Source organism: Allobosea sp. WAO, assembly GCF_001509835.1.
Lineage (GTDB): Bacteria > Pseudomonadota > Alphaproteobacteria > Rhizobiales > Beijerinckiaceae > Allobosea.
Genome location: NZ_JXTJ01000002.1, coordinates 23,867 through 48,973 on the forward strand (window position 1 = coordinate 23,867; position 25,107 = coordinate 48,973).

The window sequence follows — 25,107 nt, forward strand, 5'->3', positions numbered from 1 at the left end:
CGTTGTCGTTTCCGCTGTCACGAAACTGTCGCCTGCGCTGACTAGCCGGAAGGTCCGCCGCTTTCCCGGCTCACGCGGAACAGGACCCGTGCCATGCGCAACCATCTCGCTCTTGCGGCCCTCGCCACGCTCCTGCTCGGCGGCACGGCCCTGGCCGAGCCGATGTTCAACCGCATCGCGACCTTCTCCGTGCCCGACAACCTCCCGGCCGGCCGCGATCTCAAAAAGAAGAGCGTCGCCGAGATCATCGCCGCCAACGAGGCCGGCACGCTGCTCGCCTATACCGATGCGGAGCAGAAGGGCATCGGCCTGATCGACATCGCCATGGCCAGCGCGCCGAAGCCTACGGTCTTCGTGCCGGTCGAGGGAGAACCGACCTCGGTCGTCATACTCGGCGAGCGGGCCTTCGCCGCCGTCGTCACCTCCGGCGATAACTTCAAGCAGCCGGCCGGCCATCTCGCCACCATCGACCTGAAGACGAAGCAGGTCACGGCGACTTGCGAGCTCGGCGGTCAGCCCGACTCGATCACGCTGAGCAAGGACAAGGGCAAGCTCGTCATCGCCATCGAGAACGAGCGAGACGAGAAGCTGAACAAGGGCGCGCTGCCGCAGCTCCCAGCCGGCAACCTCACGCTGATCGGTATCAAGGATGGCGAGGCCGACTGCGCCTCGCGCCAGATCGTCGACCTGACCGGCATCGCCGCCGTCGAGCCGACCGACCCCGAGCCGGAATTCGTCGACGTCAACCAGGACGGGCTCGCTGTGGTGACGCTGCAGGAGAACAACCATCTCGCCATCGTCGACACCAGGACCGGCAAGCTGGTCGCGCATTTCCCGGCAGGTGCGGTCGATCTCAAGAACATCGACAAGACCCGCGACGGCCAGATCGCTCCGGTCGAGGAATTGAAGGGCGTTGCGCGCGAGCCCGACGCGGTGCGCTGGCTCGACAATGACCGCTTCGTCACCGCCAATGAGGGCGACTGGAAGGGCGGCTCGCGCGGCTTCACGATCTTCCGTAAGGATGGCACGGTCGAGTTCGATTCCGGCTCCTTGGTCGATCATATCGCGATCAGGCTCGGGCACTATCCCGAGCGTCGCTCGGCCGCCAAGGGCAGCGAGCCCGAAGGCATCGAGGTCGGAACCTATGGCAATGACCGGCTGATCTTCGTCGGACTGGAGCGGGCCTCGCTCGTGCTCGTCTTCAAGGATGAGGGGCCGGGCCGTGCCCCGCGCTATCTCCAGGCGCTGCCGGGCGGGATCGCGCCCGAGGGCCTGCTCGCCATCCCGCAGCGCAATCTTTTCGTCTCGGCTTCCGAGGTCGATCTCGGCGAGAAGGGCGGGCCACGCTCGGCCGTGACAATCTATCAGCGCGGCGAGGCGCCGGCCGCCTATCCGACCATCTGGTCCGCTGATGTCGATGGCATCCCGCTCGGCTGGGGCGCGCTGTCAGGTCTCGCCGCCCATCCGGAGCTGGCAGGCCGACTCGTCGCCGTCACCGACAGCGCCTATTCACCCTCGCGCATTCTCGAGATCGACGCGACGGCGAAGCCGGCGACGATCACCGGCGCGCTGACGCTCAGCAAGGACGGCAAGCCCGCCGCCTACGACCTCGAAGGCATAGCAGCGCGTCCTGGTGGAGGCTTCTGGCTCGCCTCGGAGGGCAATCCCGAGCACAAGGAGAAGCCGACGAAGAACATCCTCTTGCGCGCCTCCGCCAAGGGCGAGGTCGAGGAGGAGATCGTTCTGCCGGAGGAACTGGAGAAGCAGGCCTCGCGCTTCGGCTTCGAGGGCGTCGCCGTCACCGGCACGGGCGCGGACGAAACGGTCTGGCTCGCGGTCCAGCGCGAATGGAAGGACGATCCCAAGGGCAAGGCCAAGATCCTGAGCTACAAGCCCGCCGACAAGAGCTGGGGCGTGCTGCACTATCCGCTGAGCGCGCCGGCGGCCGGCACCTGGATGGGCCTCTCGGAGCTGACCTATCTCGGCGACGAAACCTTTGCCGTGATCGAGCGCGACAACCAGTTTGGTGCCAAGGCTGTGAAGACGTTGGCGACCTTCTCGGTGAAGGGCCTGAAGCCCGCTCCGCTGGGTGCCGCCGATATTCCGACGGTCGAGAAGAAGCTGCTGCGCGATCTGACGCCGGAGCTGATGAAGCTCGGCGGCTACGGGCTCGACAAGGTCGAGGGCATGGCGCTCGACAAGGACGGTAGCCTCTTCGTCGTCACCGACAATGACGGCGTCGACGATTCCTCAGGCGAGACGCAGTTCTTCGCCTTCGGCAAGCTTACGAAGTAAGCCCCGCGGGGCGTCGTCCCCGACTGCGTCGAACGACCCAGTCATTCCGGCGCTGCGCGTGTCCGCGGCGGCCGGAATGACGACGCGCCTTGCCGGAAGGAGCGTTGGCCGACAGGCATCTTGCTGTCGCGGCCGGCGCATGCGCTACTCCCACAAAAGCGGGAGAGTGGCGCATGACCCAGGGGGTTCTGTCACAGAGCAGCTCGCCGTCTCATGGCGAGCAACATGGCTCCGTCCCAGCCTTGACGCTCGGCGCACTCGGCGTCGTCTACGGAGATATCGGCACCAGCCCGCTCTATGCGCTCAAGGAGGCCGCCCGCGCTGCGAGCGCCGGCGGGGCCTTGCAGCCGGGCGCCGTCGTCGGTTGCGTCTCGATGATCCTGTGGGCGCTGATCCTGGTCATCTCGCTCAAATATTCGCTGCTGATCATGCGCGCCGACAATCGCGGCGAAGGCGGCATCATGGCGATGCTGGCCCTGCTCAAGGCGCGCCATGCCAAGCCGGGCTCGGCACGGGCCTATGTGCTGGTGGTCGGTCTCGTCGGCGCCGCGCTGCTCTATGGCGACGGCGCCATCACGCCGGCGATCTCGGTGCTGAGCGCGATCGAAGGTCTCAAGGTCGATGCGCCGTTCCTGGCGCCGGCCATCGTTCCGTTGACCGCGACGATCCTGATCGGCGTCTTCCTCGTGCAGAGCAAGGGCACCGGCTTCATCGGCAAGCTGTTCGGGCCGATCATGCTGCTCTGGTTCATCGCCCTCGCGCTGCTCGGCATCCGGGGCATCCTGATGGCGCCGGATATCCTGGCCGCGATCAACCCGTTCAACGCGCTCTACTTCATCACCCACACCGCGCCGATCGTCGGCTTCGCCGTGCTGGGCGCAACTTTCCTGGCGGTCACCGGCGGCGAGGCGATGTATGCGGATATGGGCCATTTCGGCCCGATGCCGATCCGCATCGCCTGGTTTGTCGTCGTGCTCCCGGCGCTGATGCTCAATTATTTCGGTCAGGGCGGCCTGCTGCTGAGCCATCCCGAGGCGATCGCCAACCCGTTCTATCAGCTTGCCCCGGACTGGGCGCACTATCCCATGGTGTTCTTCGCGACGGCGGCCGCCGTCATCGCCTCGCAAGCGGTGATCACCGGCGCCTTCTCGCTGACCCGGCAGGCCGTGCAGCTCGGCCTCTTCCCCGCCATCCACATCCAGCATACGGCAGACGACCAGAAGGGGCAGATCTACATCCCGATCGTCAACTGGATGATCTGCCTGGCGACCCTGACCTCGGTCTTCATGTTTCGCTCCTCCGATGCGCTGGCCGGCGCCTATGGCATCGCCGTCTCCCTGCTGATGGCGATCACCACCGGGCTGGCGGCGTTGATCGCGCTGAAATGGGGCTACAACCCGATCCTCGTCGTGGCGGTCAACGGCTTCTTCCTGCTGATCGACCTCGCCTTCTTCTCGGCGAACCTGCCGAAGCTGCACGAGGGCGGCTGGTACCCGCTGCTGTTGGCCCTGGTGCTGACGACGATCATGCTGACCTGGCGGCGTGGCCTCGCTTTGGTGGAGGCGGCGCGGGCGCGCCAGCGCGAGCCGGAGAAGGGGTTCCTGGACATGCTGGCGACGAATCCGCCGCTGCGCCTGCCAGGGACGGCCGCCTTCCTGGCGTCGGCCGCGCGTGGGCTGCCGATCTCGCTGACGCATTTCGTCCGCCACAACCACGCTTTGCACGAGCGCATTCTGCTGGTGACCGGCAAGCTCGAGGAGATTCCGCGCGTCTCCGATGAAAACCGGATCGAGCTGGTCGAGCTCGCGCCCAGCGTCACGCGCGTGATCATCCATTTCGGTTTCATGGAGACGCCACGCATCCCGGACGGCTTGCGCTGCGGCGTCGAGCACGGCCTGCTGCCTGACGTCGATCTCGCTGGGATGTCGTATTATATCGGCCGCGAGACGGTCATTCCGCGCGAGGAGATCGCCGGCATGGCGATGTGGCGCGAGGCGCTCTTCGCCTTTATGCAACGCAACGCCGAGCGTTCCGCTGCGCATTTCCATATCCCGGCCAAGCAGGTCGTCGAGGTCGGGGTCGAGATCGAGATCTGATCTCCACGGAACAGCCGGCGGTCAGCGCCGGCTGGCGCGGGCCATCTCGCCGCTCCGGCCTGAATGCCGGAACGACGAGGTGATACCGAAGAACCGATCTCTCAGAGGCCGAGCTTCTTCTTGCGCTGGCCGAGCGTGCGCAGGCGCAGCGCGTTCAGCTTGATGAAGCCCGCGGCGTCGCGGTGGTCGTAGGCGACGGCTCCTTCCTCGAAGGTAACGAGGTCTTGGTCGTAGAGCGAATAGGGGCTCGAGCGGCCGATGACATGGACACCACCCTTGTAGAGCTTGAGGCGCACCTGGCCGGTGACGAATTCCTGGCTCTTGTCGATCAGCGCCTGCAGCATCTCGCGCTCCGGCGAGAACCAGAAGCCGTTATAGATCAGCTCGGCATATTGCGGCATGAGCTGGTCCTTGAGATGGGCGGCGCCACGGTCGAGCGTGATCGACTCGATGGCGCGGTGCGCCGAGAGCAGGATCGTGCCGCCGGGCGTCTCGTACATGCCGCGGCTCTTCATGCCGACGAAGCGGTTCTCGACCAGGTCGAGCCGGCCAATGCCGTTGTCGCGGCCGAGCTCGTTGAGCTTGGCCAGCAGTGTTGCCGGCGAGAGCTTCTGGCCGTCGATCGCGACCGCATCGCCCTGCTCGAAGTCGATGGTGATCACGGTCGGCTTGTCCGGCGCGTCCTCCGGCGAGATCGTGCGCGAATAGACATAGTCCGGCACCTCGACGGCCGGGTCCTCGAGCACCTTACCCTCCGAGGAGGCGTGCAGCAGGTTGGCGTCGACCGAGAACGGCGCCTCGCCGCGCTTGTCCTTGGCGATCGGGATCTGGTGCTGCTCGGCGAAGGCGATCAGCTGCTCGCGCGAACGCAGGTCCCATTCGCGCCAGGGCGCGATCACATGGACGTCGGGCTTCAGGGCGTAGGCGGTGAGCTCGAAGCGGACCTGGTCGTTGCCCTTGCCGGTGGCGCCATGCGAGACGGCGTCGGCGCCGACCTTCTCGGCGATCTCGATCAGCTTCTTGCCGATCAGCGGCCGGGCGATCGAGGTGCCCAGCAGATAGACGCCCTCATAGGCGGCGTTGGCGCGGAACATCGGGAAGACGTAGTCGCGCACGAATTCCTCGCGCAGGTCTTCGATGAAGATGTTCTCGGGCTTGATGCCGAGCAGCAGCGCCTTGTCGCGCGCCGGGCCGAGCTCCTCGCCCTGGCCGAGATCGGCGGTGAAGGTGACGACCTCGCAGTTATAGGTGGTCTGCAGCCATTTCAGGATGATCGAGGTGTCGAGGCCCCCGGAATAGGCGAGCACGACCTTGTTCACGCGCTTGTCGGCCATAGGCTGATCTTCCTGCTGCGGCTGCATGAGATGGCTCATGCCTGGGAGAAGGATACGGCGTCGACGGCCGTATTTCGGACGTAAGGGCGCACTATCGCAGGGCTACGGGCGACGCAATCGGAACCTTCTGATCGATGCGGCGTCTTCCGGTGATGGATCGTCGCAAGGGCGCCTGAACCGGGGAGCGTACAGCCGGCCTGGGGGCCAGGCCGGTGGATCATGTGATGAATGTGGCGGGACCGGATTTCGTTCCGCCGGGGGGGCTGATGACGAAACGTCCTGTTCTGGATTTCTGGTATGAGTTCGCCTCGACCTATTCCTGCCTGACTGCCCTGCGAATCGAGGCTGCCGGCGAGGCGGCCGGAGTCGACCTGCGCTGGCGCCCCTTTCTTCTCGCCCCGATCTTCGCCGCCCAGGGCTGGACCAGCTCGCCCTTCAATCTCTACCCCAACAAGGGACGCTACATGTGGCGCGACGTGGCGCGCCGCGCCGGTCGCTCCGGCCTGACCATCGTGCGTCCCGAAATCTTCCCGCAGAATTCGCTGATTGCCGCGCGCCTCGCGCTCGCCGGCCGCGAGGCCGGCTGGATGCCGGGCTTCACCAAGGCGCTGTTCCGGGCCCAGTTCTGCGAAGGTCGCAATATCGCCGAGGAGGCGGTGCTGACCGCGGCCTTGCGCGAGGCCGGCGCCGATGCCTCGGCTGCCTTCCCGCTTTCGCGCAGCGAGGAGGTCAAGGGCCGGCTCAAGGCCGAGACCGAGCTAGCCAAATCGCTCGGCATCTTCGGCGCGCCGACCTTCGTCACCGGCGATGGCGAATTGTTCTGGGGCGACGACCGCCTCGAGGAAGCGCTCGACTGGGCCCGCGACGGGCGCTGAGCGCCTCGAAAGGCTAGGCGGCAATCTGGACAAGATCCGGCCCTGTCACGGGCGCGAATCGCGGCTTCGCGCCCGACGGAGAGCAGGGCTCATGGCTGGGCCTCTGCGGCATGGCCGCCTGTGATCTCCGTTTCCGGGCGCGTAGAGCACGCTAGACCTATTCGGCCAGGATCGGCCCCGAGAGGAAGCGCCGCAGCTTCTCGCGGGTCAGGCGCTGGTTGTTGCGCTGCCATTCATCGCTGGTGGCGAAGACCGGCGAGGTCTCGTCCCAGCCGCTGCAGCTATAATCCGACTGCTCGGCGAAGAAGGCGACGAATTCCTCCCTCGAACTCCATTCGGCGATCGCATTCCCCGCATGATGGCCGTCTAGGATATCGCAGAGCTTGATCCCGGCCTGCGTGCGGATCAGGCCATGGCCGCAGTAATCGCGATGGAACTCGTGGATCAGGCCGCGTTCGACCGGATGCTGCATCACCCTGTCCCAGACCTCCCCGGCCAGCACCGGCCCGAACAGGGAATGATCGAGCCGATCGCGCAATTTGAGCGCATAGGCACGGCGCGAGGCCTCCCCGCCATCCTGCGGCGGCAGGTTTCCGCGCGGGCCGCGATTGGCGCGGATAGCTGCCACCAGCACGAAGACGATCAACCCGAGCGCGATCAACGGGATGATCGTCGCCGCCATGCGGGTCAGACAGGTTCGAAATCGGGCCCGCGCCGGGCTTTCGTCAGGGCGGTGGAGAGCGCCGACGCGAATCCCTCGCGCTCCTGCGGCGACAGCGCAGCGGCGACCGCGACCTTGCGGCCGCGCGAGACGAGCGCCAGGCGCATCAGCCCGTAATCCTCGTCATGCTCGCGCTCCAGCTTCGTCCAGGCCGGATTGGAGCGCCAGACCGCTTCCTTGCCGCGATGGGAGACCTGGCGCAGCACGATTTCGAGCGGGGTAACGACGATCCGTTCGAAGGCACGCGCGGCGTTGAAATTGACCTTGAAGGCGATGAACAGCGCCAGGATGTCTAGGCCGAAGAAGCCGGCGACGGGCCAGGCGCCGAGCAGGACGAAAGGCACGGACGCGACGACACTGGTGATGCAGACCAGCGTCATCACGAGGCGAAACCCGGCTGGGCCGAGCGAGCGATGCGGCGTGATCGTCGCGTCGAAGACAGGCCGCTCCGCCACGGCGGCGAAGGCCGTGGCCGCGCTCTCGGGATCGGGCTTGCTCAAGCTCATCCTGCGATTATAACGCCGCCATGAGCGAAGCGAACAGGGGCCAGCAGCGCACGCCGGCGCGCAAGCGGATCACGAATCCGAAGCCCCGCAACGCCGCCGAAATCCGCGAAATCTTCACGCGCTTCCGCACCGCAAGGCCGGAGCCGAAAGGTGAGCTCGACTATGTCAACGCCTTCACGTTGCTGGTCGCGGTCCTGCTCTCGGCGCAGGCGACCGATGCCGGGGTCAACAAGGCGACGAAGCGGCTGTTCGAACTCGCCGACACGCCGGAGAAGATGCTGGCGCTCGGCGAGGATCAGGTGCGCGAGCTGGTCAAGACAATCGGGCTCTACCGCACCAAGGCGAAGAACGTCATCGCGCTCTGCGAGAAACTGATCGCCGAATTCGGCAGCGCCGTGCCGACCACGCGCGAGGCGCTGGAGAGCCTGCCCGGCGTCGGCCGCAAGACCGCCAATGTCGTGCTCAACATCGCCTTCGGCGAGATCACCCATGCGGTCGACACCCATGTCTTCCGCGTCGCCAACCGGCTGCGCATCGCGCCGGGCAAGAACGTGCTGCAGGTCGAGCTCGGGCTGGAGAAGGCGATCCCGGCCGAGTTCGGCCGGCATGCCCATCACTGGCTGATCCTGCACGGGCGCTATACCTGCAAGGCCCTGCGCCCCGCCTGCGAGAGCTGCATCGTCGCCGATCTCTGCGACTCCGCCGACAAGCGGATCGCCTGAAGCCTCAGTTGATGGCGAGGCGGGCCTCGCGGATGATCGAGGCCCAGCGGCGCGATTCCGCCTCCATCATCGCCGCGAACTCCTCGGGCGCATTGCCGATCGGCTCGGCACCCTCGTTCTGCAGGCGCTCGCGGATCAGCGCGCTGTTGATCGTCTCGACGGTTGCGTTCCGCAGCCTGGCGGCGACCTCCTTCGGCGTCCCCTTTGGTACGACGAAACCGTACCAGGCGGTCGCCTCGTAATTCGGCCACCCGCTCTCGGCCACCGAAGGCACTTCGGGGAAGAGCTTGGCGCGGGCCTTGCCGGTCACCGCCAGCGCCCTGACCTTGCCGCCCTCAATCAGGCCGAGCACCGAAGGCACCGTCGTGACCATGAAGTCGGAATTGCCGGCGAGCAGATCGGTCAGGGCAGGACCTGCGCCACGATAGGGCACATGCACCGCGTTGAATTGCGTCGTCTGGGCGAGCAACACGGTGGCGAGATGGCTGGCGGATCCGTTGCCGGCAGAGCCATAGGTCAGCTTGCCCGGGTTCTTCTGCGCCTGGCCGACGAGTTCGGCGAGCGATTTGTGCGGAGACGCCGCCGCAACCACCACGACCAACGGCGCGGCCGAGATCAGCGTCAGCGGGTCGAAGGCTGACAAGGGATCGACCCGGACGTTCTTGAACAGATGCGGGTTGACCACCATCGGCCCCTGATTGGCCATCAGCACGGTGTAGCCATCGGCCGGGGACGAAGCCGCCTGCGCCGTCGCGAGATTGCCACCAGCCGAGCCGTTGTTCTCGACGACCAGCGACTGGCCGAGCCGCTCGCCGACACCCTGGGCGACGAGCCGTGCGATCGCATCGGTGCCGCCACCGGCGGCATAGGGCACGAGCAGCCGCATCGGCCGCTCGGGGAAGACCGCCTGCGCGGCCGCGGCTTCAGACAGGCAGGTGCCGGCCGCGAGGCTCGCCATTAAGGTACAGAATTGACGGCGCGTCGTGGTCATGGCTGCGATTTCCTCCCGTTTCCGCCCTCTCTGCAAGCGCGAACATCGCGTTTGCGGGGACGATTACATTTCCTTCGAAGATGCGGCGCGCGGTGCGGACCAGACTGGCGCGCACGACCTCGCCGGCTTCGTCCAGCGCCAGATCGACCTGGATGGTGCCGCTCGGATGCTCGATCGTGACGAGCGAGCCCAGATGCGGCGAAAGCACCTCCTGGGCGACGCTGCCGGCGAGCCTACTCGCCGCGGCGATGCAGAGCGCTCCGGTCACAGCATGGCTGCGATGGCAGCGGTCCGGCGTGAAATAGCGCGATGTCAGGCTGCCGCTGCCGCGGGCGGGCGAAAGCAGCCCGATCTTGGGCAGGACATGGCCGGCGACATCGCCGAGGCCCATGCGCCGGCCGGCCTCGCGGCGGATCGCTTCGAGACGATCCAGCAGATAGTCATCGGCATCGAGCTCGGCCGGCGTCTCGTCGCCCGCGATTCCGAAGTCGACGGCCCGCAGCAGCAGCATCGGCGTAGCGTAATCGACCAGGGTGATCGGGACGCCGTCGATCGTCTCACGGACCTTACCGCTCGGCAGCAGCGCGCCGGTCTTGGAACCGACGGCGCGCAGGAAGTTGAGCTTGACCGCGGCCGCCGTGCCGGCGACGCCGTCAATGGCGGTCGTGCCGTCATATTCGACGATACCACCGGGGGTGCTGACCAGAGCCTCGACCAGCGCACCGGTATTGCAGTTGTAGATGCGCACCGGCGTCTCGCCTTCCCGGGCGGGGACCAGCCCGGCCTCGATGGCGAAAGGCCCGACGGCGGCGAGCATGTTGCCGCAGTTCGGACCGAGATCGACCAGCGCACGGTCGACCGCGACCTGCGCGAAGAGATAGTCGACATCAGCGTCGGCCCGGGCCGAGCGACTGACGATCGCGACCTTGCTGGTCAGCGAATTGCCGCCGCCGAGCCCGTCGAGCTGCAGCATATGCGGCGAACCCATCACGGCGAGCAGCACGCCGGCACGCGCCGCCGGCTCCTTCGGTAGATCGGCTGCGAGGAAGAACGGGCCGCGCGAGGTGCCGCCGCGCATCAGCACGCAGGGAATGCGCAGGGCCTTGGCATGCTGAAGCTGGAAGGGAGCGGACAAGGGCGAGCCCCGGCAATTGCGATGCCTCTGTCATTCCAAATCCGACAACTGCTGTGAAATGCAGAGATCGGCGCTATTGATACGTGATGAGCATCAATTTTGAAGCACTGGATCTGCGCGCCTTCGTCGCCGTGGTCGAGCTCGGCGGCTTCCACCGGGCAGCCGAAGCCCTGAACATGTCGCAGCCGGCGCTGAGCAGGCGGATCCAGCGGCTCGAAGCGGCGGTCGGCGCCGCCCTGCTCGAGCGGACGACGCGGCGCGTCGCGCTGACCATGGTCGGGCGCGAGATGCTGCCCCTGGTCCGCCGCATGCTCGACGAATTCGACACCTCGATCTTCGCGATGCGCGATCTCGGCGGCCGACGCGCCGGACAGATCGCGCTAGCCTGCATCCCCACCGCGGCCTTCTATTTCCTGCCCTCGGTGATCGCGCGCTTCAGCGAGCAATACCCCAACATCCGCTTCCGGATCCTCGATCTCTCGGCGAATGACGGGCTCGAGGCGGTGGCGCGCGGCGAGGTCGAATTCGGCATCAATCTGCTCGGCGGCTCCGATGCCGAACTCACCTTCGAGCCGCTGCTGGAGGACCCGTTCGTGCTGGCCTGCCGGCGCGACCATGTGCTCGCCGACCGGCCCGCAGTAGCCTGGACCGATCTCGAAGGCCATCCGCTGGTCACGGTCAGTCGGGCGAGCGGCAATCGCGCCATCCTGGATTCGGCCTTGGTCAAGGTCGGGGTCAGGCTCGACTGGTCATTCGAGGTCACCCACCTCTCGACCTCGCTCGGCCTGGTCGAGGCCGGGCTCGGCATCTCGGTGCTGCCACGGCTGGCGACGCCGGGCCGGGATCACCCGACCATCGCGACGCGGGCGATCCGCGATCCCGAGATCTCGCGCACGATCGGCGTGGTCAGGCGGCGTGGCGTCAGGTTGGCGCCGGCCGCCGAGCGCTTCCTCGAAATGCTGCTCGGGACCTGGCGCGGCCCTGTCCCGGGTCCTGCGTGACCTGCCTCAGCCGAAAACCCAGAGCCCAGCGAGCCCGGCCGAGCCGACGACGATCCGCCACCAGGCGAAGGGCGTGAAGCCGCGCTTCGAGACGAAATCGAGGAAGGAGCGGACGACGATCAGCGCCGAGATGAAGGCGGTGACGAAGCCGATGCCGATCAGCAGCGTGTCGCTGGCGGTGAGATCCTTGTAGTTCTTCATCAGATCGTAGGCGAAGGCGCCGGCCATGGTCGGCATCGCCAGGAAGAAGGAGAACTCCGCCGCCGCGCGCTTGTCGGCGCCGAGCAGCATGGCGCCGACGATGGTCGAGCCCGAGCGCGAGACGCCCGGGATCATGGCAAGGCACTGGATCAGGCCGATCTTGAAATACATCGCCAGCGGGAAGGCGGTGGCGTCATGGTGCTTCACCTCGAGTTCCAGCTCGTCGACGACAAGCAGGACCAGCCCGCCGGCGATCAGCGTGGTGCAGACCAGGAACGGGTTGAACAGCACGCCCTTGATGAAGCCATGGGCGAGCGCGCCGATCGCCGCCGCCGGCAGGAAGGCGAGGAGCACGCCGATGACGAAGCGGCGCGCCGCCGGGTCGGTGCGCAGGCGCAGGGCGATGTCGAGCAAGCGGCGGAAATAGACCAGGAGGATCGCCAGGATCGCGCCGAGCTGGACCAGGATCTCGAACGATTTGCCCTTGGATTCGAAGCCGAGAAAATGGCCGAGCAGGAGCAGGTGTCCGGTCGAGGAGACCGGCAGAAATTCGGTCAGCCCCTCGACGACGCCGAGGATGGCGGCCACCAACAGGTCACTCATCGGAAGGTCCTTCTCAGCCGGCAGGCGCGGCGCAACCAAGCGGCGCCGCGGGCGTTAAAGCTATGGCGCAGGCTCTTTGCGAATTGGTTACCAATTGGCGAAGGAAAAGCGCCGATTCCGCCGCATAGCCGATAGCCGGGTTGTTAGCCACCGCAGCCGAGCCTATACGGATTTTGCCTCCGCAAGGCCCGCGACCGCGCTTCAGGTCGCATTTCCAGCCCAATTCTCCGTTTCAAGCAACCGATGGCCACGCTTCATCATTATCCGCTTTGTCCGCATTCGCGCTTCGTCCGGCTGGTGCTGGGCGAGTTCGGCCTCGACGCCGCGATGGTCGAGGAGCGGATATGGGAGCGCCGTCGCGAGTTCCTCGAGCTCAACCCGGCCGGGACGACGCCCGTCCTGCGCGAAGACAGTGGGCTCGTGATCCCCGGCGCCGGGCCGATCGCCGAATATCTCGACGAGACACGCGGACTTGCCCTCGGCGAGCGCCGCCTGCTGCCGGAGGGACCGGGTGAGCGCATCGAAGTGCGCCGGCTGCTCGACTGGTTCAACATCAAGTTCAACGAGGAAATCACCGCCCCGCTCGTGCTGGAGAAGGTGATGAAGCGCTTCATGAGCCGCGATGAGGGCGGCGGCCCGCCGGAAATGAGCGCGATCCGTGCCGCCCGCGGCAATGTCCGCTATCATCTGCGCTATATCGCCTGGCTGACGGCAAAGCGGAACTGGCTCGCAGGCTCGGTTCTGAGCTATGCCGATCTCGCCGCCGCGGCGCATCTCTCCTGCGTCGACTATCTCGGCGACGTGCCCTGGGATGAGGATGAGGCCGCCCGCGCATGGTACGCCATGATCAAGTCCAGACCGAGCTTCCGGCCGCTGCTCAGCGACCGGATTCCGGGCATGGCGCCGGCAGCCCATTACGACGACCTGGACTTCTGAGCGGCGAGAAGCTCAAGGCCGCCGTGTTCGCGCGGGCGAAAAGCGAAGGCTTCTCGGCGGTGCGCGTCGCCTCCGTCGATTCGATACCGCAGGCGCCGGCGCGCCTCGCCGGTTGGCTCGACGCCGGCAACCATGGCGACATGGCCTGGATGACCGAACGTACCGCCGAGCGCGCCGCGCCGGGCGTGCTCTGGCCCGAGGCCCGTTCCGTCGTGATGCTCGGCATGAGCTATGCCGGTGAAGGCGATCCGCTGGCAGTGCTCGGACAGCGCGACCGCGGTGCGATCTCGCTCTATGCCCGTCGGCGTGATTATCACGACGTCATCAAGGGCAAGCTGAAGAGCGTCGCCGGCGTGCTCGCGGCGCGCGGCGAGGTCGACGTCAAGGTCTTCGTCGACACCGCGCCGGTGATGGAGAAGCCGTTGGCGGAAGCCGCGGGACTCGGCTGGCAAGGCAAGCACACCGTCCTGGTCTCGCGCACGCACGGCTCCTGGCTCTTCCTGGGAGCGATCTACACCACCGCCGAACTGCCGCCCGACGCGCCCGAGAGCGACCATTGCGGCTCCTGCACGCGCTGCCTCGACATCTGCCCGACCGCGGCCTTCCCCGCCCCCTACCAGCTCGATGCGCGGCGCTGCATCGCCTATCTCACCATCGAGCATCAGGGCCACATCGCCACCGAATTCCGCGAAGGCATCGGCAACCGCATCTTCGGCTGCGACGATTGCCTTGCAGTCTGCCCATGGAACAAGTTCGCTCAGGCGGCGCAGGAAACCCGCCTCGCGCTCAGGGACGAGCTCGACGCGTTGCCGCTCGCCAAGCTCGCGGCGCTCGACGACGCCGCCTTCCGCAAGCTCTTCGCCGGCACGCCGGTGAAGCGGACCGGCCGCGACCGCTTCATCCGCAACGTGCTGATCGCGATCGGTAACAGCGGCGAGCCGGCGCTGGCGGCGAGCGCCGAGGCGCTCATCGACGATCCCTCGCCGCTGGTGCGGGCGATGGCGACCTGGGCGCTGCTGCGCCTCGCCCCGGAGCGGGCAGCGGCACTCGCGCCGGCGAGGCTCGCTTGCGAGCCTGATGCCGATGTCCGGACCGAATGGGCTAGGCCCGATCTCAGAAAGCTGGAACCTGCATGAAGCTCGTCATCCTCGGCCTCGGCTATTCCGCCGGCTTCTTCGCGCGCGCCGCGCTGGCGCAAGGCTGGGAGGTCACTGGCACGGTGCGCTCGGCCGAAAAGGCCGCGAGCCTCAGCCGCGACGGCCTTCGCACGCTCGTCTTCGGCGGCTTCGCGGTTTCCTCGCCGCTGGCCGCCGCGCTGGCGGAAGCCGATGCCGTGCTCGTCTCCGTCCAGCCCGACGAGGAGGGCGATCCCGTACTGCGGACGCTGGCCGATAAGCTCGCGACCGCCGCCAATCTGCGCTGGATCGGCTATCTCTCGACGATCGGCGTCTATGGTGACCATGGTGGCGCCTGGATCGACGAGACTGCCGAAGCGCGACCGACCAGCCGGCGCTCGCGCCAGCGCCTCGACATCGAGCAGGGCTGGCTCGCCCTGGGCGAACGCAGCGGCAAGCCGGTGCAGATCTTCCGGCTCTCCGGCATCTATGGGCCGGGCCGCAACGCCATCACCAAATTGCGCGCCGGCACCGCGAACCGGCTGATCAAGCCCGGCCAGGTCTTCAACCGCATCCATGTCGACGACATCGCCGGGGTGCTGCTGGCCTCGCTCGGCAAGCCGCAGGCCGGGGCGATCTACAACGTCACCGACGATGAGCCGGCGCCGCCGCAGGACGTGATCAGCTTCGCCGCCGAACTCGCCGGGCTGGCGCCGCCGCCGGAAACGCCCTTCGATCCCGCCAAGCTCTCGCCGATGGCGGCGAGCTTCTATGGCGAGAACAAGCGGGTCTCGAACGCGTTGCTGAAGCGCGAACTTGGCTACAGCTTCCGTTATCCGGAGTACCGCCAGGCGCTGCGCGACCTCGCGGCGAACGGCGAATAGAGACGCCTCAGGCGGCGTAGCGCCCGGCCTCGCCGTCGAGATAATCGAGATAGCGCTGGTCGATCGAGGCCACCGGCACGATCACCAGCACATCGGTCGTGCCGAACTGGCGGTCGATCACGGCGCCGGCGCCGAAGCGGGCGCCGAGGCGCAGATAGCCCTTCACCAGCGGCGGCAGGCTCTTCAGCGCAGCCTTGGCGTCGACCATGCCGGCAGGCAGACGGTCCATCGCCACATAGCGCTCCGGCTTGGCCACGACGCGCCATTCGCCCTGGGCGGTGGCGTGATGGTGCAGGAAGGAGAGCGGCAGCGCCAGCGTATCGGGGTCGACGCCGTCGAAGCTGGCGCAGCCGAACATGGCGTCGATGCGGTGATGGCGGACATAGGCCCAGATGCCGTGCCAGAGCAGCTCCACCGTCTTCTTGGTGCGGTAGGGCTTGAGCACGCAGGAACGGCCGAGCTCAAGGAAGCGCAACTCGGGATGGCGCGCGATCATCGGCTCGATGTCGAATTCCGACTGGCTGTAGAAGCCGCCGAGCCGCCAGGCCGCCTGCTCGCGCATCAGCCGGTAGGTGCCGACGACCTTGGGCTTTATGCCGCCGAAGCGGCCCCGCGCGGCGTGATCTATGACCAGGAGATGGTCGCAGGAGGCATCGAACCGGTCGGCATCGCGCCGGAACATGCGCGAGACGACATCGGGCTTCGCCGACATCTCCTGGTAGAAGACGCGGTAGCGCAGGCGCTGCGCCCGCCAGATCTCGCGCGGGCCGCGCGCCAGACGGACCTCGAGCGAGCCCGAACGGCCGAGCGTCCCCGACAGCGCATCGGGGCCTGGATAGGAGAAGACACTGCGCTGCCTGGCACCGGCCATCAGCCCGAAAGGCGAGAATCTGCCACGCTGCGGCAAGGCTCCCGGCTTCTGCTTTGCCGGCTGGCGGAGACCTAGGAGAACGTCGAACGCCATTTGCGGTCTTATCCCTGTGAGGCCTCGGCTAGGCGCATGACACCACTGCGCCGAACGTCTAACGGGATCGCGACAGAACTACGACAGAGATATGACCAAGAGATAGCCGATCGGCAACGCGATGGCGACCCCCCTTGCGGCATCGCCCGGCGCGGTCGATGGCCTCAGGCGGAACGCGCAGACGTCTTTGCCGCCCCGGCAAGCTTTTCCACCCAGGCGCGCAGAGCGTCGCGCGAAAGCGGCTTAGCCAGACAATCATCCATGCCGCCCGCCAGCGCAGCGCGCCGATCCTCTTCGGAGGTGTTGGCGGTCACCGCCAGGATCGGCAGACGGGCGCCCCCCCGCACACGCTCCGCCGCGCGGATGCGACGGGCCACGGCGAGACCGTCGAGGACCGGCATGCGGATGTCGAGCAAGGCGAGAGCGAAGGGCGGCCTCTGTCCGGCAAGAGCGGCCTCGACCAGGCGAACCGCCTCGCCGCCATCGCGCGCCCAGGTCGGCACGCAGCCGAAATGCTCCAGCGTCCGCGTGACCAGCAGGGCATTGATCTCGTTGTCCTCGGCGACCAGCACCTGGAGGCCGCTCGCGAGCGCCGGCGTCGCGGCAGAGGTCGCCGCAGCCGCCGTTTCCGGCGGGCGCTGCGTGCCGCCGAGCCGCTCCAGCAGAGACCGGGCGCGCACCGGCTTGACCAGGAAACCGGTAAAGCCTGCAGTGAAAGGCGAGCCGTAGCCACGGCGCTCGGCCGGTGAGAGCATGATGACGATCTCGGCGACGCCTGCCTGCCTTGCCGCCTCGGCCAGCCCCTCGACATCGCCACCGGGCAACGCCCGGTCGACCAGCAGCGCCGTCGGCGCGGCGTCCGCTTTCAGACGGGCGAGCGCGGCCTGCCGGTCGGCGGCGAGGATGACGGTGGCGCCGTGACGGCGGGCCTGCTCCGCGAGATGGCCGGCGCTGAACGGCGCCCCGCTGGCGATCAGCAGACGCTTGCCACGCCAGTCCGGCTCTTTGCCGGCAGCTTCTGCCCCGGCGACCGCACGAAGCGGCAGGCGCAGCAGGAAGGTCGCCCCCTGCCCCACCGTGCTTTCCACCAGGATCGTCCCGCCCATCGCCGCTGCCAGCCGGCGCGCGATCGCGAGCCCGAGCCCGGTCCCGCCCGCCGTCGGCATGCCCGCGGATTCGACCTGCTCGAACTCCTCGAAGATGCTCTCGAGACGCTCGGCGGGAATGCCGGGGCCGGTATCGGCGACCGCGACGAGGATCGCCTCGCCATCGCGCTCAGCCTGGATGCCGACGCCGCCGCGTTCGGTGAACTTCACCGCATTACCGACGAGATTGAGCAGGATCTGGCGCAGGCGCTCGGCGTCGCCGCGGATGAACTGCGGCAGGTCGGCGGCGAGCAGGGCCGAGACCTCGATGCCCTTGGCCTGAGCGCGCGGCGCCATCAGTTCGGTCACGTCCTCGATCAGCAGAGCGAGGTCGAAGGGTTCGTCTGCCAGTTCGAGTTTGCCGGCCTCGACCTTGGCGAAATCGAGGATGCCGTCGACCAGGCCGAGCAGCGCCTCGCCCGAGGTGCGCAGCGCCCGGACATAGGTCGCCTGCTCCGGCTCGAGCCTTGTATCCCCCAACAGATCGGCCATGCCGAGAATGCCGTTGAGCGGGGTACGGAACTCGTGGCTGACGGTGGCGAGGAAGCGTGACTTGGCGGCGCTCGCCTCTTCCGCCCGGCTGCGCGCCTCCTCGAGCGCGCGCTCACCGGCGATACGGGCGCTGATGTCGCGGCCGACGCGCTGGAGCACAGCCTGCCCCGCCGCGACAGGAACGACGGTCTCAACCCAGGAGATCCAGCGGTCGCCCGCCTCGGTCTCGATGCACTCGTCGAAAATGCGGGCGCCGTCGGCCAAGGCTTGCGCCGGCCGGGTGATGCGGACCTGCGGCCGGTGCGAGCTGCCGGCGGCCGCACTCTCGTCAAGGCCGAGCAGCGCCGCATAGGCGGCGTTGGCATAGACGATCCGGCCCTCGCTGCGGCGGACGATCAGGTCGCCCTGCGCCTCGATCAGGCTGCGATAGCGCTCCTCGCTGTCGGCCAGTTCCCAGAGCCGGTCGTTCAGGCGCTCGACATCGCCGGCGATTGCCGCGGCCTGGCGCACGATGCGCCCGCGCTCGCGCAGCAGCCATAGGGCCGCGAAGCCGGAGAGCACGGCGAGCAGCGACGTTACGACGGCGACGACGACAGGCAAGGCAGGCCAGGACTCCATGGCCCCGGTATAGCAGGGCCATGTTGAAGAAAGGTTCGCGCCAAAGCCCCGGATTGCGGCGGGTTCGAATGGTTTCGTTAACCTTTTGGCATGGAACGGCGATCAGGCCGCCTGCGCCGCCTGATCGATCCGCGAGCGATAGGATAGGGCCTCGGCGAGGTGGATTCGCCCGACCTTTTCCTCGCCGTCGAGATCGGCGAGCGTGCGGGCAACCTTGAGCACGCGGTGATAGCCGCGTGCTGTCAGCCGCATCGCCTCGGCCGCGTTGCGCAACAGGGCGAGCCCGGCCGCGTCAGGCCGCGCGACCTCGTCGAGCGCCGATGACGGGCAGCCGGCATTACTGGTGACACCTTCGAGCCCGAGCCGCTCGAAGCGCGCGACCTGACGTGCCCGAGCCTGCGCCACCCGCGCCGCGACCTCGGCCGAGCCTTCGGCAGCGGCAGGCAGGATCAGGTCCGAGGCCGTCACGGCCGGCACGTCGATGGTGATATCAATCCTGTCGAGCATCGGCCCGGAGATGCCGGCCTGGTACTGCGCCATGCAGCGCTCATTCGGCTGGCGGTGGCAGGCAAAGCCCGGCTCGGTCGCCTTGCCGCAGCGGCAAGGGTTCATCGCCGCGACCAGCTGAAAGCGCGCCGGATAGACGGCACGGTGGTTGGCCCGTGAGATCAGCACTTCGCCGGTCTCCATGGGCTGGCGCAGCGCGTCGAGCGCCTGCGGTTGGAACTCCGGCAACTCGTCGAGGAAGAGCACGCCATGATGGGCGAGCGAGACCTCGCCCGGCGTCGCTTTGATGCCGCCGCCGACCAGCGCCGCCATCGAGGCCGAATGATGCGGCGCCCGGAACGGCCGCCGGTCGGTCAGCGCCCCATCGGCAAGATAGCCGGCAATGGAGAGCACCATCGAAAGCTCGAGCAGCTCGCGCGGTGCGAGCGGCGGCAGGATCGAGGGCAGCCGGCTGGCCAGCATCGACTTGCCGGCACCGGGAGGCCCGTTCATCAGACTCTAAAAACCTATAAATTTACAATCCTTCGTCATCTGGCCAAGCACTTGGTTTGATTATCGATTTCTCAAGGCTTGGCACGATACGCCAAGGATTGAACCGGCGAGACCATGATGCCAAAAGCAGACCCGAAAAAGGCCCAGCAGCCGGCGCCCAACGGCGTGTTCGCAGTGTCGTACCTGCGCTTCTCGACGCCGGAACAGGTCAAGGGTGATACCGTTCGCCGCCAACTCCAGATGGCCGATGATTGGTCGAGAAGGAACAACATCCCGATCAACAAGACGATCCGGGATGCCGGCGTTTCAGCCTTCCGGGGCAAGAACGCGCTCGAAGGCAAGCTGTCGGTTTTTCTGAACCTGGTGAGCAGCGGGAGAATCCCGAGGGGCACATATCTTCTCGTGGAATCCCTCGATCGCTTGAGCCGCGATGCCGCCTACAAGGCGTTCAATCTGATGTTCCAGATCATCAGTGCCGGTATCCGCATTGTCGCGCTGAACGATGACATCGAGTATTCCGAGGAGATCCTCGAAAAGAATCCCGGCGCCCTTTTTTTGTGGCTGGGAACCGCCATCCGCGCCAACCAGGAATCCGCTGAAAAATCACGCCGCGTGCGCGAGGCCTGGATGGCCAAGCGGGACAAGGCTCACGACGGTGTCATCCTGACGGCCAGGCTGCCTGGATGGCTGAAGGCCACAGGGATAGGCAAGAACCGGACGATCGAACCCGTGCCTGAACGCGTTGCAGTCGTTCAAATGATCTTTCGGATGGCGATCGATGGATACGGTCAACGTCGCATCGTCCAGCATCTCAATGACAATAAGATCCCGCCTTTTCGGAGTCGCAAATGGGGGCGGTCGAACTTGATTCGGGTACTCACCTCTCGCGCCGTGCTTGGAGAGTTTCAGTCCCATGCAACCGATCGTGACGGTAACCGAACCCCGCAGGGGGATCCGATCCCCGACTATTTCCCCAGGGTGATCTCGGACTCGGATTTCACCCTCGCGGCGGCGGCGACTTTCTCGCGGCGCGGCACCGCTGGTCGGCGCGGCCGTCGAATGATCAACCTGCTTCAAGGAATGGTCTATTGCGCCTCATGCGGCCATCGCATGTCTCATATCAACAAGGGCACGCCCCCAAAGGGGGCGCGCTATTACATGTGCTCGTCGTTCGAGCGGAGAGCAGGCTGCGAGAACTCCGCCCGCTGGCGAGCCGATGCCATCGAAGACGCTGTTTTGGATCGTGGCTATAAGGTCGATTGGTCCGACTTTGACGCGTCGGCCGGTTCCTCCGCCGCTGTCGTTTTAGAAATGAAACGGGCCGAGATCGGAAAGATCGAGGCTGGTTTCGAAGGTCTTTTAGAGGCGGTCAAACTCAAGCTGCCGTCAGCGATTGCTGCGCTGGCTTCGGACGAGCAGAGGAAACGAGCCCTGGTCGAGGAGATCGCCGCCCTCGAGGCGGAACTCGCCAAGCAAAACAGTGTGCCGACCCCGGATAAGCATGAGGCGATCATTGCCGAGTTGCGCGGTCGGCTGAAGGATGCTGCCCCCGAGACCGCGGCTGACCTCCGAACGAAGATCAGCCAGACCTTAAAATGGAGCATTGAGCGCATCCGCTTCTGGGGGCACGAGGTGGCGGTTATCTACCGAATCGAGGTGCAACGCGGGTTTCGCAAGCACCCGCCCACGCACCATGTGATCATGCGCTCAGCAAAAGAGAACGAGAGGTATGCGCGCGAACGCGAGGAAGCTGAGGAGGTCTTTGCAGCTGAACAAGCGGCGCTTGGGCCGGTCAGGCTCCCTTTCCGTTAAGCGCTGAAGCTGTAGGGGTCCCCAAAGGCCCAGCCCGCACCTCTAAACGGGCTCGTCTTCAACGATCCCCTGGTAATAGTCGCCGACCCTCGTGACGTACTTGCCGTGTAAGACCCGCGTCGCGATTTTCTTCTGCAGGGTCCTGCGGTCAATCTCTTGGCCCTTGCTGTGGGCGAACTGCCGCATTTCTGGCGTTATCGCTTCGAGCAATTCGTCGAGGGTCAGGCCAGCACTGTCGGCAGGCAACCGGCGTAGGATTTCTCCAAGCTCGCGTATCAGTTTGTCCCACGCCTTCCGCGACTTCTCACGAGCCTCCTTTCGAGCCCGCGTGGGATCTGGCGGGTCCGATCGAATCCGCATCAGCTCAGCTTGGAAGCTGTCCGCCTTGGATTTTGCCTCGTCGAGCTCGGCTGTGAGCCTCTCGACATCCCGCCGCAGAATTGAGATTTCGAACTCCAGCTTGTCGGTGGCAGCCAGGGCTTCGTCGCGAAGCTCCCGTTCGATCGCAACTCCAGCAGCCGCCTGCTCCCGAGCGGTTTCGAGGTGCTTTGTGGCAGCCTGCATGGCGGCCTCCCACATTTCCGATGCCGCTTGAACAACCTTGGTTTGGAGAAAATCGGGCAAGCCAGCGAGTTCAATTCCCGGCTGGTAGGTCCGCGCTTTTTTCCAAGTCGCCAGGTGAGGTCCGATATCCCGATATGACCCTCCGTTACGGAGCGTCGGCCGCACGGTCCGGATCGAGACCAACTCGTTCTTGGCCCGCAAGGCGTCCGCGGCTAACCAGACTTCGGACTTGGTGGGCATACCCGCTCCCTCGGTTGTCCCGAGCTAACCGAGAAGGAATGAACAGCGCGTCAAAGCCAGTGAAACGAACAATAGCGATATCGAACCTTTGGGGCTCAGCGCTCGGACTACATTTTTGGTCCCGGGGATCCGAATGTTCCGCGGCAATCGGGCCGATTGGAACCGGGCGGACAGTTTTGGCCGGTTCCACGAACTGTCCCGGGTGTGGCCTCAGGAGTGGGCAGTTCGACTTTCGCCGGAAGCGGGTTGTTCCCGCCCCAGACCTGATTGTCATTGCCGCTGTAACCGCCTTTCCCTCCGCCGGTGAGCCATATCGTCCTCGGCTTCGACGGTACGAACGTCACGACGAGAGTATTTCCGGTCGAGCCCTTGGTTTCGCCCGATGCGGTGACGGCAAGCGGCGCTACACCCAAGGTGCCATCAGCGCCGAATTTTGAGCTCAAGGTGACGCCAAGTTTGAAGGTGTTGTCAGCGTTGCTGGTTTGGAAGCAGATGCGGTTTTCGACCTTGCTGCTCTTGATGAGGCTGTCTCGCAGATTGATGAGGGCGCCGGCGATTGGCGCGGTCTCCACATTCTCCTGGCCAACATATCGAAAATTCGAATTTTTGAGAGGCGACGCCGAAAACGTGAGCTCCTGCGTATCGGCCCGCGAGGATGAGAACGAGAAGCCTCCGCCCAAAGTGGCCCCGCCGACAGGGATCGGGGCTACGTCGAGCCCCAGAGAACCGCTTTTCTCCGTGGTCATGAGCAGGGTGATCTTGACGCTTTTGATATCGAAGTCGATCAGGCCGTTGCCGCACGGGTTCGTTGAGGACTGCTCGACTAGTCGTTGGCGACCTTCTCGGGAGTTCTGGTAGGCGACATAGATGCTGACCTGCCGCTTCAGATCGTCGACGACACGCTGGATCTGATCGGCCGTTATCGCCTCCCGCGCTGCGAACTCGTTCGCGCATCCGCCGATGCTGCACAAGAGGAGCAGCGCTGCTACTCCGCGGATGAGGCCACCCGTCACCGCTCTCACCCCCTGACGCTACGTCGCCTACTTGTTACAGGCGGTCGCGTCCAACGCCATCGCGACCAAGGGTGTATTCGGGCCAATCCCGCAGTGGCCCGTGGAGCCACGAGGGGGGTCCGTCCTCGCCCGGCAAAGGGGGACTAGACAGCATCTTGCATGCTAGAGGAACGAGTTAACGCTTTGGAAACTTTCTTCCAGTTATGGTGGGCGCAGGTTCGATCAGCCCTTGTTGGCGATCTGCATCGTGGACCACGCTAGGAACCCCGCAACGGCGACGTCCTTGGGCCAACCCGCCTTGGTGGCACGAAGCAGCACCGCCCGAAGGGTGACATCGAGGGCACGAGCGGCGTCCAACATGGCGGCCTCGCTTGAACTCCATTGGAGTGATGACGGGGATTCAATCTTCTGACGCACCAGGACACTCAGGATTAGGTCCATGTGATCAGGAGGCCCGTCCTTCGCCCAGTTTTGTACCGTGCGAATGGGTAGTCTGTATTCACGGGCGAAGCTGGACTGCGTGTGGCCCAGCGAGGCCAGTGCCTCTTTGAAGGCAGCTCCGTCCATCTGCTTCCTGTTGCGTCGAGCAGTGGTGTGAATCAGCCGGCCAGTCTTGTGCCTGCACGATCACCACTCTTTCCCGAGGGTGCAAGCCACAGAGTTAATGAGACGTTGAGATCAATCCGTGCTCGACGGGTGTCGATTCATGATCGAGTCATGGATTGCACCAAATTGGTGTAGCTCAATCCTTGCTAACCGCTCCCGGTCGAGCCTCGCTCCCGCCGCGAAGATTCACGCTGCCCGTCCACCAACTGGAGATCGAGAATGCCGTTCGACAACCCGCAAATGCGCGCGGGAGCATTGGAGAGGATTCGCCTCCTCCAGATGCTCACTGACGATCTGACCGACATAATCGCCGGAACGCGGCCCACCCCGCAGGACCTCGAGGAAGCGGTCGTCATGCGCAGCTTCATGATCGGCCAGCACCAGGTCCCGTGCCTTATCGGTCTGGCCGAAGGCCATCCCCGCCTCGGCACCAAGCTGGTCACCACATCCCAGCTCTTCTGCGTCGACCCGCACGGCAAGTGGGCTCGCACCTTCTCCCGTTTCTATCGGCTGGAAGGCGGGCCATTGCCGGAAGCGCTTCCCCGGCGGAGGACCGTGCCGTGAAACTGCACCCCTCCAAGGCGGCCGGGTCATTCGAAGTCAATTGCGACGGCGGCCGCCAACTCATCATCCATATGGAGGCAGACCCCCGCGCTCATTCCTTCGCCAGCTTCGACTTCAACTCCATCCTGCCGCCCCACAGAGCCGATGCCTTCCACGGCCTTTCAGCATATCTCCTGCGCCACGAAGTCGGCGTCTTCGTCATCGCCGTCAAAGCCCACGACTTCGCCAGCAGCAGCCATCTCCGCCAGAGCTGGCTCGAAGCCGATCGTATCCTCGCGAGCCGCAACATCTGGCTGTTCTCCACGACCAGCGAAGCGCTCCAGTCCGAGCCTGCCTGGTCCAACGCGCAGCAGATCGCCCGGTGCGCACGCGCGGAAGTCCATCCTCTCGACGAGGCCCGCGTCGTCGACTTCCTCCTCGATGTTGGCCACGCGCCTCTCATGGAATGCGTGAGGCGATGCGAGGCCAGCCAAGACAGCTGCGATGCCGCTCTCAAGCTCGTTTCCGCCGGCGTCCTTCATTTCGACGCCTCCAAACCACTCTCCCTAAATAGCCAGGTGCGTCTTCACCCCTACGCACCTGTGTCATCCATCCCCTGGATGCAGCCTGCAAGCTCATCTCATGGGTAGCAGGTAGCAGGTATCGTCATCTGCTACCTGCTACCTCATGAGTCCA

The 25,107-nt window shown here is 65.9% G+C and carries 22 protein-coding genes and 1 pseudogene; 11 read left to right on the forward strand and 12 right to left on the reverse strand.

The features are described from left to right. Positions 1 to 93: 93 nt before the first annotated feature. Both DK26_RS01005 and DK26_RS01010 read left to right on the forward strand, forming a co-directional pair. The gene (locus DK26_RS01005; RefSeq protein ID WP_066467463.1) at positions 94 to 2,295 is read left to right on the forward strand and encodes an esterase-like activity of phytase family protein; all 2,202 of its coding nucleotides are present in this window, start codon (positions 94 to 96) and stop codon (positions 2,293 to 2,295) included. A gap of 242 nt (positions 2,296 to 2,537) precedes the next feature. Further along, positions 2,538 to 4,391 carry a potassium transporter Kup gene (locus DK26_RS01010; protein WP_248309842.1) on the forward strand — a complete coding sequence of 618 codons (1,854 nt, stop codon included), beginning with the start codon at positions 2,538 to 2,540 and terminating at the stop codon, positions 4,389 to 4,391. A gap of 101 nt (positions 4,392 to 4,492) precedes the next feature. On the opposite strand, the gene DK26_RS01015 is transcribed toward DK26_RS01010, so the two are convergent. Then, a complete protein-coding gene (locus DK26_RS01015) occupies positions 4,493 to 5,725 on the reverse strand; it encodes an argininosuccinate synthase (protein WP_066467686.1) in 1,233 nt (410 codons plus the stop codon). Positions 5,726 to 5,991: 266 nt separating this feature from the next. On the opposite strand from DK26_RS01015, the gene DK26_RS01020 reads away from it, so the two are divergent. Then, on the forward strand, positions 5,992 to 6,600 hold the full coding sequence (locus DK26_RS01020) for a 2-hydroxychromene-2-carboxylate isomerase (protein WP_066467687.1): 609 nt from the start codon (positions 5,992 to 5,994) through the stop codon (positions 6,598 to 6,600). A 157-nt stretch (positions 6,601 to 6,757) separates the two neighbouring features. Here the strand turns inward: DK26_RS01020 and DK26_RS01025 are convergent, their stop codons facing one another. Next, positions 6,758 to 7,282: a hypothetical protein gene (locus tag DK26_RS01025; RefSeq protein WP_066467465.1), complete on the reverse strand. Its 525-nt coding sequence runs from the start codon at positions 7,280 to 7,282 to the stop codon at positions 6,758 to 6,760. Positions 7,283 to 7,287: 5 nt separating this feature from the next. After that, complete coding sequence (locus tag DK26_RS01030) at positions 7,288 to 7,821, reverse strand: DUF2244 domain-containing protein (RefSeq protein ID WP_248309834.1); 534 nt, start codon at positions 7,819 to 7,821, stop codon at positions 7,288 to 7,290. A 26-nt stretch (positions 7,822 to 7,847) separates the two neighbouring features. Here DK26_RS01030 and nth point away from each other — a divergent pair, with 26 nt between their 5' ends. Then, on the forward strand, positions 7,848 to 8,549 hold the full coding sequence (nth, locus tag DK26_RS01035) for an endonuclease III (protein ID WP_066467468.1): 702 nt from the start codon (positions 7,848 to 7,850) through the stop codon (positions 8,547 to 8,549). Between the two features lie 4 nt (positions 8,550 to 8,553). Here nth and DK26_RS01040 read toward each other — a convergent pair whose 3' ends face one another. Both DK26_RS01040 and DK26_RS01045 read right to left on the reverse strand, forming a co-directional pair. Further along, on the reverse strand, positions 8,554 to 9,540 hold the full coding sequence (locus tag DK26_RS01040; RefSeq protein ID WP_248309835.1) for a tripartite tricarboxylate transporter substrate binding protein: 987 nt from the start codon (positions 9,538 to 9,540) through the stop codon (positions 8,554 to 8,556). Further along, the gene (locus DK26_RS01045; protein WP_282568018.1) at positions 9,473 to 10,675 is read right to left on the reverse strand and encodes a 4-oxalomesaconate tautomerase; all 1,203 of its coding nucleotides are present in this window, start codon (positions 10,673 to 10,675) and stop codon (positions 9,473 to 9,475) included. Before DK26_RS01045 ends, DK26_RS01040 begins: the two co-directional genes overlap by 68 nt. A gap of 86 nt (positions 10,676 to 10,761) precedes the next feature. On the opposite strand from DK26_RS01045, the gene DK26_RS01050 reads away from it, so the two are divergent. Further along, complete coding sequence (locus DK26_RS01050; RefSeq protein WP_066467470.1) at positions 10,762 to 11,676, forward strand: LysR family transcriptional regulator; 915 nt, start codon at positions 10,762 to 10,764, stop codon at positions 11,674 to 11,676. A gap of 6 nt (positions 11,677 to 11,682) precedes the next feature. On the opposite strand, the gene DK26_RS01055 is transcribed toward DK26_RS01050, so the two are convergent. Next, positions 11,683 to 12,480, reverse strand: coding sequence for an undecaprenyl-diphosphate phosphatase (locus DK26_RS01055; RefSeq protein WP_066467471.1), 798 nt, complete (start codon positions 12,478 to 12,480; stop codon positions 11,683 to 11,685). Positions 12,481 to 12,723: 243 nt separating this feature from the next. On the opposite strand from DK26_RS01055, the gene DK26_RS01060 reads away from it, so the two are divergent. Genes DK26_RS01060 through DK26_RS01070 form a run of 3 tightly spaced genes read left to right on the forward strand, consistent with a single transcriptional unit; the run spans position 12,724 to position 15,415 of the window. Further along, on the forward strand, positions 12,724 to 13,416 hold the full coding sequence (locus DK26_RS01060) for a glutathione S-transferase family protein (protein ID WP_066467472.1): 693 nt from the start codon (positions 12,724 to 12,726) through the stop codon (positions 13,414 to 13,416). Between the two features lie 23 nt (positions 13,417 to 13,439). Further along, positions 13,440 to 14,552, forward strand: coding sequence for a tRNA epoxyqueuosine(34) reductase QueG (gene queG, locus DK26_RS01065; protein ID WP_066467476.1), 1,113 nt, complete (start codon positions 13,440 to 13,442; stop codon positions 14,550 to 14,552). Next, positions 14,549 to 15,415, forward strand: coding sequence for an SDR family oxidoreductase (locus DK26_RS01070; protein ID WP_066467482.1), 867 nt, complete (start codon positions 14,549 to 14,551; stop codon positions 15,413 to 15,415). Before queG ends, DK26_RS01070 begins: the two co-directional genes overlap by 4 nt. Before the next feature lie 7 nt (positions 15,416 to 15,422). Here the strand turns inward: DK26_RS01070 and DK26_RS01075 are convergent, their stop codons facing one another. From DK26_RS01075 to DK26_RS01085, 3 genes and pseudogenes are all read right to left on the reverse strand, one after another. Continuing rightward, a complete protein-coding gene (locus DK26_RS01075; protein ID WP_066467484.1) occupies positions 15,423 to 16,379 on the reverse strand; it encodes a GNAT family N-acyltransferase in 957 nt (318 codons plus the stop codon). Positions 16,380 to 16,543: 164 nt separating this feature from the next. Beyond that, complete coding sequence (locus DK26_RS01080) at positions 16,544 to 18,616, reverse strand: ATP-binding protein (protein ID WP_248309836.1); 2,073 nt, start codon at positions 18,614 to 18,616, stop codon at positions 16,544 to 16,546. A 120-nt stretch (positions 18,617 to 18,736) separates the two neighbouring features. Next, positions 18,737 to 19,636: pseudogene (locus DK26_RS01085) on the reverse strand (ATP-binding protein); the annotation flags it as partial. A gap of 114 nt (positions 19,637 to 19,750) precedes the next feature. Between DK26_RS01085 and DK26_RS01090 the strand changes: the two are divergent. Then, entirely contained in the window at positions 19,751 to 21,445 is a 1,695-nt protein-coding gene (locus DK26_RS01090; RefSeq protein WP_184231761.1) for a recombinase family protein, read from the forward strand. Between the two features lie 42 nt (positions 21,446 to 21,487). On the opposite strand, the gene DK26_RS01095 is transcribed toward DK26_RS01090, so the two are convergent. The 3 genes from DK26_RS01095 to DK26_RS01105 form a co-directional block, all read right to left on the reverse strand. Continuing rightward, positions 21,488 to 22,249: a DNA-binding protein gene (locus DK26_RS01095; RefSeq protein ID WP_066467490.1), complete on the reverse strand. Its 762-nt coding sequence runs from the start codon at positions 22,247 to 22,249 to the stop codon at positions 21,488 to 21,490. 107 nt (positions 22,250 to 22,356) lie between these two features. Then, on the reverse strand, positions 22,357 to 23,262 hold the full coding sequence (locus DK26_RS01100; RefSeq protein WP_157089446.1) for a hypothetical protein: 906 nt from the start codon (positions 23,260 to 23,262) through the stop codon (positions 22,357 to 22,359). Positions 23,263 to 23,484: 222 nt separating this feature from the next. Further along, the gene (locus tag DK26_RS01105) at positions 23,485 to 23,829 is read right to left on the reverse strand and encodes a hypothetical protein (RefSeq protein WP_066467494.1); all 345 of its coding nucleotides are present in this window, start codon (positions 23,827 to 23,829) and stop codon (positions 23,485 to 23,487) included. A 258-nt stretch (positions 23,830 to 24,087) separates the two neighbouring features. Here DK26_RS01105 and DK26_RS01110 point away from each other — a divergent pair, with 258 nt between their 5' ends. Together DK26_RS01110 and DK26_RS01115 are read left to right on the forward strand one after the other, a co-directional pair. After that, the gene (locus DK26_RS01110) at positions 24,088 to 24,432 is read left to right on the forward strand and encodes a DUF6634 family protein (protein ID WP_066467496.1); all 345 of its coding nucleotides are present in this window, start codon (positions 24,088 to 24,090) and stop codon (positions 24,430 to 24,432) included. After that, positions 24,429 to 25,061, forward strand: a complete 633-nt coding sequence (locus tag DK26_RS01115; protein ID WP_066467498.1) for a hypothetical protein — start codon at positions 24,429 to 24,431, stop codon at positions 25,059 to 25,061. The genes DK26_RS01110 and DK26_RS01115 overlap by 4 nt, the downstream gene beginning before the upstream one ends. Positions 25,062 to 25,107: the final 46 nt, after the last annotated feature.

Excerpts from the sequence above, each read along its gene's own strand:
- DK26_RS01075 (WP_066467484.1), bottom strand. The coding sequence starts at position 16,379 with ATGGCGTTCGACGTTCTCCTAGGTCTCCGCCAGCCGGCAAAGCAGAAG.
- DK26_RS01020 (WP_066467687.1), top strand. The coding sequence starts at position 5,992 with ATGACGAAACGTCCTGTTCTGGATTTCTGGTATGAGTTCGCCTCGACC.
- nth (WP_066467468.1), top strand. The coding sequence starts at position 7,848 with ATGAGCGAAGCGAACAGGGGCCAGCAGCGCACGCCGGCGCGCAAGCGG.
- DK26_RS01110 (WP_066467496.1), top strand. The coding sequence starts at position 24,088 with ATGCCGTTCGACAACCCGCAAATGCGCGCGGGAGCATTGGAGAGGATT.
- DK26_RS01090 (WP_184231761.1), top strand. The coding sequence starts at position 19,751 with ATGCCAAAAGCAGACCCGAAAAAGGCCCAGCAGCCGGCGCCCAACGGC.
- DK26_RS01105 (WP_066467494.1), bottom strand. The coding sequence starts at position 23,829 with ATGGACGGAGCTGCCTTCAAAGAGGCACTGGCCTCGCTGGGCCACACG.
- DK26_RS01015 (WP_066467686.1), bottom strand. The coding sequence starts at position 5,725 with ATGGCCGACAAGCGCGTGAACAAGGTCGTGCTCGCCTATTCCGGGGGC.
- DK26_RS01025 (WP_066467465.1), bottom strand. The coding sequence starts at position 7,282 with ATGGCGGCGACGATCATCCCGTTGATCGCGCTCGGGTTGATCGTCTTC.
- DK26_RS01095 (WP_066467490.1), bottom strand. The coding sequence starts at position 22,249 with ATGCCCACCAAGTCCGAAGTCTGGTTAGCCGCGGACGCCTTGCGGGCC.
- DK26_RS01070 (WP_066467482.1), top strand. The coding sequence starts at position 14,549 with ATGAAGCTCGTCATCCTCGGCCTCGGCTATTCCGCCGGCTTCTTCGCG.
- DK26_RS01060 (WP_066467472.1), top strand. The coding sequence starts at position 12,724 with ATGGCCACGCTTCATCATTATCCGCTTTGTCCGCATTCGCGCTTCGTC.
- DK26_RS01005 (WP_066467463.1), top strand. The coding sequence starts at position 94 with ATGCGCAACCATCTCGCTCTTGCGGCCCTCGCCACGCTCCTGCTCGGC.
- DK26_RS01055 (WP_066467471.1), bottom strand. The coding sequence starts at position 12,480 with ATGAGTGACCTGTTGGTGGCCGCCATCCTCGGCGTCGTCGAGGGGCTG.
- DK26_RS01050 (WP_066467470.1), top strand. The coding sequence starts at position 10,762 with ATGAGCATCAATTTTGAAGCACTGGATCTGCGCGCCTTCGTCGCCGTG.
- DK26_RS01040 (WP_248309835.1), bottom strand. The coding sequence starts at position 9,540 with ATGACCACGACGCGCCGTCAATTCTGTACCTTAATGGCGAGCCTCGCG.